Below are 11151 nucleotides of genomic sequence, written 5' to 3' on the forward strand. Positions count from 1 at the left end.
GGACACCCTGAGTGAGGACATATCGCCATGCCCGGCTGCCTGTTGAGGTCGATCAGCGACGCACTGCCCCGACCGGGGCACCTCCGGACCGGCTCCACGGCCGGCTGATCCCATGGGTGCCGATCGCGTGTTCGCGTACGGCGCCGCCGCCGGCCTCCTCGGCGACCTGCTGCTCGGCGATCCCCGCCGCGGGCATCCGGTCGCCGCTTTCGGGCGGGCCGCGGCTGCCGTGGAACGAGTGCTGTACCGCGACGACCGGGGCCGGGGCGTCGCGCACGCCGCCGTCTGCGTCGGCGGGGCGGTCGCCCTCGGCGGCCTGGCCGCCCGCTGCGTACGCCCCTCCCCCGCCGCCTCCGTCGCCCTGACGGCCGCCGCCACCTGGGCCGTCGTGGGTGGCACCTCGCTGGCCCGGGAGGCCCGCACCATCGGCCGCGCGCTGGAGGCCGGGGACGTCGAGGCGGCCCGGGCCCGGCTGCCCCACCTGTGCGGGCGGGACCCGCAGGCGCTGGACGCCGACGGGATCGCCCGCGCGGTGGTGGAGTCCGTCGCCGAGAACACCTCCGACGCCGTCGTGGGCGCCCTGGTGTGGGGCGCCGTCGCCGGCGTACCGGGGCTGCTCGGATTCAGGGCCGTCAACACCCTCGACGCGATGGTGGGCCACAAGTCGCCCCGCCACCGGCGCTACGGCTGGGCCTCCGCCCGCCTCGACGACCTCGCCGGGTGGCCCGGGGCGCGGCTGACCGCCGTACTGGCCGCCCTGTCGGGACCGGATCGGCGCGGAGCCGTACGTGCCTGGCGGGCGGACGCCGCCAAGCACCCGAGCCCCAACGCCGGGCCCGTGGAGGCGTCCTTCGCCGGAGCGCTCGGCGTACGGCTGGGCGGGACGCTCTCCTACGGCGGGCGCGTCGAGCACCGGCCCGTCCTCAACGGCGGCGGGCGTCCCGTGGCCGTACGCGACATCGAACGGGCGGTGCGGCTCTCGCGGCGCGTCGGCTGGCTGGCGCTGGGCGTGGGTGCCGCGGCGCGGCTCATCGGGAAGGGGCGGACATCGTGAGCGGTGGGGGTCTGCTGGTCGCCGGTACGACATCGGACGCCGGCAAGAGCGTCGTGACCGCCGGGATCTGCCGGTGGCTGGTGCGGCAGGGGGTCAAGGTCGCGCCGTTCAAGGCGCAGAACATGTCGCTGAACTCGTTCGTGACGCGCCAGGGCGCCGAGATCGGGCGGGCCCAGGCCATGCAGGCCCAGGCGTGCCGGATCGAGCCGACCGCGCTGATGAACCCGGTGCTGCTCAAACCGGGCGGCGAGCAGAGCAGCCAGGTCGTGCTGCTCGGCAGGCCGGTCGGCGAGCTGAGCGCCCGCGGGTACCACGGCGGGCGGCAGCAGCAGCTGCTGGGCACCGTGCTGGACTGTCTGGAGCAGTTGCGGGGCACGTATGACGCGGTGATCTGTGAGGGGGCCGGGAGCCCGGCGGAGATCAACCTGCGCCGCACCGACATCGTGAACATGGGGATCGCCCGGAACGCCCGGCTGCCCGTGCTCGTCGTCGGCGACATCGACCGGGGCGGCGTCTTCGCGTCGTTCTTCGGCACCGTGGCCCTGCTCTCGCGCGAGGACCAGGAGCTGGTCGCCGGGTTCCTGGTGAACAAGTTCCGTGGCGACGTGTCGCTGCTGGAACCGGGGCTCGACATGCTGCGCGACCTCACCGGGCGGCCCGCGTACGGCGTGCTGCCGTTCCGGCACGGGCTCGGGATCGACGAGGAGGACGGGATGGCGGTGTCGCTGCGCGGCACGGTCCGGGAGTCGTCGGTCGCCTCCCCGGTCGGCGAGGACGTGCTGCGGGTCGCGGTCTGCGCGGTGCCGCTGATGTCCAACTTCACCGACGTGGACGCGCTGGCCGCCGAGCCCGGCGTCGTGGTGCGGTTCGTGGACCGGCCCGCGGAGCTGGCCGACGCGGACCTGGTCGTGGTGCCGGGTACGCGCGGGACCGTGCGGGCGCTGGAGTGGCTGCGGGAGCGGGGGCTCGCCGAGGCGATCGTCCGCCGGGCCGCCGACGAGCGCCCCGTCCTCGGCATTTGCGGCGGCTTCCAACTCCTCGGCGAGCACATCGAGGACGACGTCGAGAGCCGCCGCGGGCACGTCGACGGGCTCGGCATCCTGCCCGTGCGGGTGCGGTTCGCCCGCGAGAAGACCCTCACCCGGCCGGCGGGCGAGGCCCTCGGTGAGCGGGTCGAGGGTTACGAGATCCACCACGGGGTGGCCGAGGTGCTGGGCGGCGACGCCTTCCTCGACGGCTGCCGCGTCGGCACGACCTGGGGCACGCACTGGCACGGCTCGCTGGAGTCGGACGGATTCCGCCGGGCGTTCCTGCGGGAGGTGGCCGCCGCCGCGGGCCGCCGCTTCGTGCCGGCACCGGACACCTCGTTCGCCGCGCTGCGCGAGGAGCAGCTCGACCGGCTCGGCGACCTGATCGAACAGCACGCGGACACGGACGCGCTGTGGCGGCTCATCGAGTCCGGCGCGCCGCAAGGACTGCCCTTCATTCCACCGGGAGCGCCCGCATGAGCACAGTGTTGTTGTTGTCGACCGCCGACACGGACCTGTTGGCGGCCCGTGCCTCCGGCGCGGCGTACCGGATCGGCAACCCGACCCGGGTGGACGTCGCCGAGGAGCTGCCCGCGCTGCTCGACGGCGCCGACCTCGCCGTCGTCCGGCTGCTGGGCGGCAAGCGGGCCTGGGAGGAGGGACTGGCCGCGGTCAGGGCGTCCGGTGTACCGGCCGTGCTGCTCGGCGGCGAGACCGTGCCGGACGCGGAGCTGATGGCCGAGTCGTCGGTGCCGGCCGGTGTGGTCGCCGAGGCCCTGAAGTACCTGGTCGAGGGTGGCCCGGAGAACCTCGCGCAGCTCGCCCGGTTCCTGTCGGACACCGTGCTGCTGACCGGCGAGGGCTTCGACGAGCCGCGCCGGATGCCCGCGTACGGCGTACGGGGCGATCGTCCCCGGGCCGACGGCCGCCCGACCGTCGGCGTGCTCTTCTACCGCGCGCACGAACTGAGCGGCAACACCGCCTTCGTGGACACCCTGTGCGACGCGATCGAGGCGCAGGGCGCCAACGCCCTCCCGGTCTACTGCGGTTCACTGCGCGGCGCGGACGAGGGGCTGTACGAGCTGCTGGCGCGGACCGACGCGCTGGTGGCCACGGTGCTCGCGGCGGGCGGCACCCACGCCTCGCAGGCGTCGGCGGGCGGAGACGAGGAGGCGTGGGACGTCGGGGCGCTGGCCGAGCTGGACGTCCCCGTCCTGCAAGGGCTCTGCCTCACCTCGTCGCGGGCCGCGTGGGAGGAGTTCGACGCCGCCCTCTCCCCCATGGACGCCGCGATGCAGGTGGCGATCCCGGAGTTCGACGGCCGTCTCGTCACCGTGCCGTTCTCCTTCAAGGAGCAGGGCCCGGACGACGTGCCGGTGTACGTGGCCGACCCCGAGCGGGCCGCGCGGGTCGCCGGGATCGCCGTACGGCACGCCCGGCTGAAACACAAGCCGAACGCGGAGAAGAAGCTGGCGCTCGTCTTCACCGCCTACCCGACCAAGCACTCCCGCGTCGGCAACGCCGTCGGTCTGGACACGCCCGCCTCGGCGGTTCGGGTGCTGGACGCGCTGCGGGACGCCGGGTACGTCGTCGAGGGGTACCCGGACAACGGCGACGAGCTGATCCACCGGCTGATCGAGGCCGGCGGGCACGACGTGGAGTGGCTGACGGAGGACCAGCTGGCCGCCGCCCCCGCGCGGGTGCCGCTGGCCGATTACCGGGCGTGGTTCGAGGAGCTGGACCCCGGGCTGCGGGACGGCATGCTGCAGGCGTGGGGCGAGCCGCCGGGCAGCCTGTACGTGGACGGCGGCGACATCGTGCTGGCGTCCCTGCGCTTCGGGAACGTCGTGGTGATGATCCAGCCGCCGCGCGGCTTCGGCGAGAACCCGATCGCGATCTACCACGACCCCGACATGCCGCCCTCCCACCACTACCTGGCGGCCTACCGCTGGCTGGAGAACAGCTTCGGCGCCGACGCGATCGTCCACATGGGCAAGCACGGCACCATGGAGTGGCTGCCCGGTAAGGGCCTCGGGCTGAGCGCCGGGTGCGCACCGGACGCGGTGCTCGGCGACCTGCCGCTGGTCTACCCGTTCATCGTCAACGACCCCGGTGAGGGCACCCAGGCCAAGCGCCGCGGGCACGCCACGGTCGTCGACCACCTGGTGCCGCCCATGGCCCGCGCCGACACCTACGGCGACCTCGCGAAGCTGGAACAGCTCCTCGACGAGTACGCGCTGGTGTCCGACCTCGACCCGGCGAAGGCACCGGCGGTGCGGGCCCAGATCTGGACGCTGGTGAAGGCCGCGGAGCTCCACCACGACCTGCATGTCGACGACCAGCCGGACGACGACGAGTTCGACGAGTTCGTCATGCACATCGACGGCTACCTGTGCGAGATCAAGGACGTGCAGATCAGGGACGGCCTGCACATCCTCGGCGGCGGGCCGGTCGGCGAGCCGCGCGTGAACCTGGTGCTCGCGGTGCTGCGCGCCTCACAGGTGTGGGGCGGCCGGGCCGACGCGCTGCCGGGTCTGCGGGCCTGTCTCGCCGGGCACTTCGGGCTGGTGGAGAAGGAGCTGCTGGCCGAGCCGGGGGCGCCGCTGAAGGTGCCGGCCGAGCTGACGGAGCTGGTCGACGGTCCGGCGCGCACCGCCGCCGACGCCGTCGACCTGCTGGAGCAGTTGTGCCGGCGGTTCGCGGAGGGCATGGAGGAGCGCGGCTGGGACGTCACGGCGGTCCGTCCGCTGGTCGGCGAGGTGGTCGGCGCCGAACTGGCCGACGCCGTCGCCGTGCTGGAGTTCGCCTGCACCGAGGTCGTCCCGCGGCTCGCCCGGACCACCGACGAGATCGGGCACATCCTGCGTGCCCTGGACGGCGGTTACGTCCCGGCGGGCCCGTCGGGTTCCCCGACCCGCGGTCTGGTCAACGTCCTGCCGACCGGGCGGAACTTCTACTCGGTCGACCCCAAGGCGATTCCCTCCCGGCTGAGCTGGGAGGTCGGCCAGTCGCTCGCGGACTCGCTGATCCAGCGGTACCTGAGCGACACCGGCGCGTACCCGCAGTCGGTCGGGCTGACGGTGTGGGGCACCTCCGCGATGCGCACCCAGGGCGACGACATCGCCGAGATCCTGGCACTGCTGGGCTGCCGCCCCGTGTGGGACGACGCCTCACGCCGGGTGACCGGCTTCGAGGTGGTGCCCCTGGAGGAACTGGGCCGGCCGCGCATCGACGTCACGGTGCGCATCTCCGGCTTCTTCCGGGACGCGTTCCCGCACGTCGTGGGGCTGATCGACGACGCGGTGCGGGCGGTGGCGGAGCTGGCGGAGCCGGCCGAGTCGAACTACGTGCGGGCGCACGTGGACGAGGACACCGCCGAGCACGGCGACCGGCGGCGGGCGACGGCTCGTGTCTTCGGCTCCAAGCCGGGAGCGTACGGCGCGGGCCTGCTGCCGCTGATCGACGCGCGGAACTGGCGGAGCGACGCGGACCTCGCCGAGGTGTACGCGGTGTGGGGCGGCTACGCCTACGGGCGCGGGCTCGACGGGCGGGCGGCGCGCGGGGACATGGAGACGGCGTTCCGGCGCATCACGGTGGCGGCGAAGAACGTCGACACGCGCGAGCACGACCTGGTCGACGCGGACGACTACTTCCAGTACCACGGCGGCATGGTGGCCATGGTGCGGCATTTGACGGGCGCCAACCCCGAGGCGTACGTGGGTGATTCGGCGACACCGGATCAGGTGAGGACACGGACGCTGGGCGAGGAGACGCACCGGGTGTTCCGGGCCCGGGTGGTCAATCCGCGCTGGATGGCGGCCATGCGCCGGCACGGCTACAAGGGCGCCTTCGAGATGGCGGCCACGGTGGACTACCTGTTCGGCTACGACGCCACGGCCGGCGTCGTCGACGACTGGATGTACGAGAAGCTGTCGGCCGAGTACGTCTTCGACCCGGAGAACCGGGACTTCATGAAGAAGTCCAACCCGTGGGCCCTGCGGGGCATCACCGAGCGGCTGCTCGAGGCGGCCGACCGCGGGCTGTGGGCCGAGCCGGACGCGGACACCCTGGAACGGCTGCGCGCCACCTACCTGGAGCTCGAAGGCGATCTGGAGGGCGACGACCAGTGACCACCCCCTTTCCGTTCACGGCCGTCGTCGGCCAGGACGACCTGCGGCTCGCGCTGCTGCTGAACGCCGTCTCCCCGGCGGTCGGCGGTGTGCTGGTGCGCGGCGAGAAGGGCACCGCCAAGTCCACCGCGGTGCGTGCGCTGTCGGCGCTGCTGCCCGAGGTGGCCGTGGTGCCCGGCTGCCGCTTCTCCTGCGACCCCGCCGCCCCCGACCCGGGGTGCCCGGACGGACCGCACGAGGCGGGGGCCGTTCGGCGACGGCCCGCGCGCATGGTCGAGTTGCCGGTCGGTGCCTCGGAGGACCGGCTGGTCGGGGCGCTCGACATCGAGCGGGCGCTCGCGGAGGGCGTGAAGGCGTTCGAGCCGGGGCTGCTGGCCGACGCGCACCGCGGGATCCTCTACGTCGACGAGGTCAACCTGCTGCACGACCACCTCGTCGACCTGCTGCTGGACGCCGCCGCCATGGGTGCCTCCTACGTCGAGCGCGAGGGGGTCTCCGTGCGGCACGCCGCGCGCTTCCTGCTCGTCGGGACCATGAACCCCGAGGAGGGCGAGCTGCGGCCACAGCTGCTCGACCGGTTCGGGCTCACCGTGGAGGTCGCTGCCTCCCGGGAGCCGGACCAGCGGGTGGAGGTGGTGCGGCGGCGGCTCGCGTACGACGACGACCCGGCCGGGTTCGCCGCGCGGTGGGCCGATGAGGAGGCAGCCGTACGGGCGCGGATCGTGGCGGCGCGGGAACTGCTGCCGCAGGTGCGGCTCGGTGACGGGGCGCTGCGGCAGATCGCGGCGACGTGCGCGGCGTTCGAGGTGGACGGCATGCGCGCCGACATCGTGATGGCGCGGACCGCCACCGCGCTGGCGGCCTGGGCGGGCCGTACCGAGGTGATCGCCGAGGACGTGCGGCAGGCGGCGCTGCTGGCGCTGCCGCACCGCAGGCGGCGCAATCCCTTCGACGCGCCGGGGCTGGACGAGGACAGGCTCGACCGGACGCTGGAGGAGTTCTCCGGGGACGACGGCGAGGCCGACGAGGACCCGGATCCGGACGGGCCCGGCGGGGGCGGCGGGCAGCCGTCCCCGGACGAGGGCCCGCAGGGTGGCGGCACCGCCGACCGGCCCGAGGCCGGGGAGGGCGGGGAGCCGCAACCGTCCGGTGCGGGCGCGGGTGAGCAGGCTCCGGCACGGGCGGCCGAGCCGTTCCGCACCAGGGTGCTGAGCGTGCCCGGGATCGGGGAGGGCGCCGCCGGGCGGCGTTCGCGGGCGCGGACCGAGCACGGGCGGACCACCGGGGCGCGGCGCCCGCAGGGGGCGCTGACCAAGCTGCACCTGGCGGCGACCGTGCGGGCCGCCGCTCCGCACCAGCGGGCGCGGGGGCGGTCCGGGACGGGGCTGGTGGTGCGGCGGGACGATCTGCGCCAGGCGACGCGCGAGGGGCGCGAGGGCAATCTCGTGCTGTTCGTCGTGGACGCCTCCGGATCGATGGCCGCGCGGCAGCGGATGGGTGCCGTGAAGGGTGCCGTGCTGTCGCTGCTGCTGGACGCGTACCAGCGGCGGGACAAGGTGGGGCTGGTGACCTTCCGGGGTGCGGCGGCCGATGTCGCGCTGCCGCCGACCTCGTCGGTCGACGCGGCGGCGGCCCGGCTGGAGTCGCTGCCGACCGGGGGGCGGACCCCGCTCGCGGCCGGGCTGCTCAAGGCGCACGACGTGCTGCGGGTGGAACGGCTGCGGGACCCGGCGCGGCGGGCGCTGGTCGTCGTGGTGACGGACGGGCGGGCCACGGGCGGCCCGGACCCGGTGGCGCTGGCGTCCCGGGCCGCGCGGCTGTTCGCGGCCGGCGGCGTCGCCTCCGTGGTCGTGGACTGCGAGGCGGGACCGGTGCGGCTGGGGCTGGCCGGGCGGCTCGCGGGTGAACTCGGTGGGACGGCCGTGACGCTCGACGAGCTGCGGGCGGACTCGATCGCCGGGCTGGTCAGGGACGTGCAGGGGACTTCGAGGAGGGCGGCGTAATGCCGAAGGGACAGCCGAGTGTCGTACCGGACGACGGTCTGACGACCCGTCAGCGCCGCAACCGGGCGCTGGTCGTGGTGCACACGGGCGTCGGCAAGGGAAAGTCGACCGCCGCCTTCGGGCTGGCGCTGCGCGCCTGGAACCAGGGCTGGCCCATCGGGGTGTTCCAGTTCGTCAAGTCGGCCAAGTGGAAGGTCGGCGAGGAGCGGGCGCTGCGCGTGCTCGGCGACTCCGAGGAGGGCGGGACCGTCGCCTGGCACAAGATGGGCGAGGGCTGGTCCTGGGTGCAGCGCGACGCGCAGATGGACAACGAGGACAAGGCCCGGGAGGGCTGGGAGCAGGTCAAGCGGGACCTGGCGGCCGAGACGTACCGGCTGTACGTGCTGGACGAGTTCGCCTACCCCATGCACTGGGGGTGGATCGACACCGACGAGGTCGTCGACGTGCTGCGCGACCGGCCGGGCACCCAGCATGTGGTGATCACCGGGCGGAACGCGCCGGAGAAGCTGGTGGGGTTCGCCGATCTCGTGACCGACATGTCCAAGGTCAAGCACCCGATGGACGTCGGGCAGAAGGGGCAGAGGGGCATCGAGTGGTGACGTCCCCCTCGTCCGTGCCCCGGCTGGTCGTCGCCGCGCCGTCGTCCGGCAGCGGCAAGACCACCGTCGCCACGGGGCTGATGGCCGCGCTGACCGCGCGGGGGCTCGCCGTGTCCCCGCACAAGGTCGGGCCGGACTACATCGACCCCGGGTACCACGCGCTCGCGACCGGGCGGGCGGGGCGCAACCTCGACGCGTACCTGTGCGGGCCGGAGCTGGTCGCCCCACTGTTCCTGCACGGGGCGCGGGGGTGCGACATCGCCGTGGTCGAGGGCGTGATGGGGCTGTACGACGGGGCGGCGGGCGAGGGGGAACTGGCGTCGACCGCGCAGGTGGCGAAGGAGCTGCGGGCGCCGGTGGTGCTGGTCGTGGACGCGTCGTCGCAGTCGCGGTCGGTGGCGGCGCTGGTGCACGGGTTCACGTCGTGGGATCCGCAGGTGCGGGTCGGCGGCGTGATCCTGAACAAGGTGGGCTCGGACCGGCACGAGGCATTGCTGCGGGAGGCGCTGGATTCGGCGGGGGTGCCGGTGCTGGGGGTGGTGCGGCGGGCGGCGCCCGTCGAGACGCCGTCGCGGCATCTGGGCCTGGTACCGGTCGCCGAGCGGGGCGCCGCCGCCGTGGACGCCGTTGCGGCGATGGGTGAGCTGGTGGCCGGTGGGTGTGATCTGGAGGCGCTGGTCGCGCTGGCGCGGAGCGCGGGCGCCTTGCCGGGCCCGGCGTGGGACGCGGCCGGGGCCGTGGAGGCGCCCGCCCGCGCCCCCGTGTCCCGGCCGGGCGAGGAGCCGGCGACCCGCGGTGCCCCGGCCGGCGGGCACGCGTCCGGGTCGGCCGGGGAGCGGGCGCCCCGTGTCGCCGTCGCCGGCGGAGCCGCGTTCACCTTCTCCTACGCCGAGCACACCGAGTTGCTCACCGCCGCCGGGGCCGAGGTCGTCACCTTCGATCCGCTGCGGGACGAGGAACTGCCGGAGGGGACACGCGGGGTGGTCATCGGGGGCGGTTTCCCGGAGGTGTACGCCGCCGAGCTGTCCGCCAACGAGCCGCTGCGCGGCGCCGTCGCCGGCCTCGCCCTCGGCGGCGCGCCCGTCGCCGCCGAGTGCGCCGGGCTGCTCTACCTGTGCCGGGAGCTCGACGGGCGGCCCATGTGCGGCGTGCTCGACGCCGGCGCCCGGATGACGGACCGGCTCACCCTCGGGTACCGGGACGCCGTGGCCGTGAGCGACGGTGTGCTCGCGCCGGCCGGGACGCGGATGCGGGGGCACGAGTTCCACCGCACGGTCGTCGAGCCCGGCGCCGGGGCCGCCCCGGCCTGGGGGATGCGGGCGCCGGAGCGGCGCACGGAAGGTTTCGTACAGCGCGGTGTGCACGCGAGTTACCTGCACACGCACTGGGCGTCCGAGCCCGGTGTCGCCCGACGGTTCGTGGAGAGGTGCCGGACGTCATGAGCAACAGGCTGATCGGGGTCGGGGTCGGTCCCGGGGACCCGGAACTGGTGACCGTGAAGGGCGTGAACGCCCTGCGGGCCGCCGAGGTGATCGTGGTGCCGGTGATGGACACCGGGGAGCGTGGGCGGGCCGAGGCGACCGTGCTGCACTACGTGCCCGCGGCGAAGGTCGTCCGGGTGGTCTTCGCGCTGAACGAGCGCACCGACCGGGCCCGGCGCGCGGCCGCCTGGGACGCCGCGGGCGAGCGGGTCGCCGAACTGCTGCGCGCCCACGGGTCGGTGGCGTTCGCGACCATCGGGGACCCCAACGTGTACTCGACGTTCACCTATTTGGCGCAGACGGTCGCGGAGCTGGTTCCGGGGACGGTCGTCGAGACGGTGCCGGGCATCACCGCCATGCAGGACCTGGCCGCACGGTCGGGCGCGGTGCTCACCGAGGGCACCGAACCGCTGACGCTGGTGCCGGTGACCGCCGGGGCCGGCGTGCTCAAGGAGGCGCTGAACGGGCCGGGAACAGTGGTGGCCTACAAGTTCGGCCGGCAGGCGCGGGAGGTCGCCGAGGCGCTGCGCGCGTCCGGGCGGCTCGACGACGCGGTGTGGGGCTCCTCGCTGGGGCTCCCGGAGGAGTCCGTGCGCCCGGCCGCCGAGCTGGACGGGGCGCCGCTGCCGTACCTGTCGACGCTGATCGCGCCCCCGCGGCGCGAGGGCGGGCGGGGCGGCAAGTTGTGAGCCGTCGCCGGAGGCCCCGGCCGCGCGGCGCACGGGCTCCGCACAGCCCAAGGAACCCGTGCACCCGTGGAGCGCGTCCGCCCCGCACACTTCGTAACCCGTAGTCCCGTACACCCCGTGAACCCGTAGGGCCCTGTGGGCCCCGGGCCCCGCCGGTCGCCCGCACC

At 74.7% G+C, this 11151-nt stretch carries 7 protein-coding genes; all 7 read left to right on the forward strand.

What is annotated here, in order from left to right; translation table 11 throughout:
- Positions 1 to 112: 112 nt before the first annotated feature.
- The 7 genes from ACFYOV_RS30425 to cobI are packed head-to-tail and all read left to right on the forward strand — an operon-like array spanning position 113 to position 10984.
- Positions 113 to 1054, forward strand: coding sequence for a cobalamin biosynthesis protein (locus tag ACFYOV_RS30425; protein ID WP_389093161.1), 942 nt, complete (start codon positions 113 to 115; stop codon positions 1052 to 1054).
- On the forward strand, positions 1051 to 2562 hold the full coding sequence (locus tag ACFYOV_RS30430; protein ID WP_389093163.1) for a cobyric acid synthase: 1512 nt from the start codon (positions 1051 to 1053) through the stop codon (positions 2560 to 2562). The genes ACFYOV_RS30425 and ACFYOV_RS30430 overlap by 4 nt, the downstream gene beginning before the upstream one ends.
- Positions 2559 to 6212, forward strand: a complete 3654-nt coding sequence (gene cobN / locus ACFYOV_RS30435; protein WP_389093166.1) for a cobaltochelatase subunit CobN — start codon at positions 2559 to 2561, stop codon at positions 6210 to 6212. The genes ACFYOV_RS30430 and cobN overlap by 4 nt, the downstream gene beginning before the upstream one ends.
- Positions 6209 to 8215, forward strand: coding sequence for a putative cobaltochelatase (locus ACFYOV_RS30440; RefSeq protein ID WP_389093169.1), 2007 nt, complete (start codon positions 6209 to 6211; stop codon positions 8213 to 8215). The genes cobN and ACFYOV_RS30440 overlap by 4 nt, the downstream gene beginning before the upstream one ends.
- Positions 8215 to 8814: a cob(I)yrinic acid a,c-diamide adenosyltransferase gene (cobO, locus tag ACFYOV_RS30445; protein ID WP_389093171.1), complete on the forward strand. Its 600-nt coding sequence runs from the start codon at positions 8215 to 8217 to the stop codon at positions 8812 to 8814. Before ACFYOV_RS30440 ends, cobO begins: the two co-directional genes overlap by 1 nt.
- Entirely contained in the window at positions 8808 to 10256 is a 1449-nt protein-coding gene (locus tag ACFYOV_RS30450; protein WP_389093174.1) for a cobyrinate a,c-diamide synthase, read from the forward strand. The genes cobO and ACFYOV_RS30450 overlap by 7 nt, the downstream gene beginning before the upstream one ends.
- Complete coding sequence (cobI, locus tag ACFYOV_RS30455) at positions 10253 to 10984, forward strand: precorrin-2 C(20)-methyltransferase (RefSeq protein ID WP_389093176.1); 732 nt, start codon at positions 10253 to 10255, stop codon at positions 10982 to 10984. The genes ACFYOV_RS30450 and cobI overlap by 4 nt, the downstream gene beginning before the upstream one ends.
- The last annotated feature ends 167 nt before the right edge of the window (positions 10985 to 11151 follow it).

The organism is Streptomyces sp. NPDC005931 (genome assembly GCF_042871235.1).
Lineage (GTDB): Bacteria > Actinomycetota > Actinomycetes > Streptomycetales > Streptomycetaceae > Streptomyces.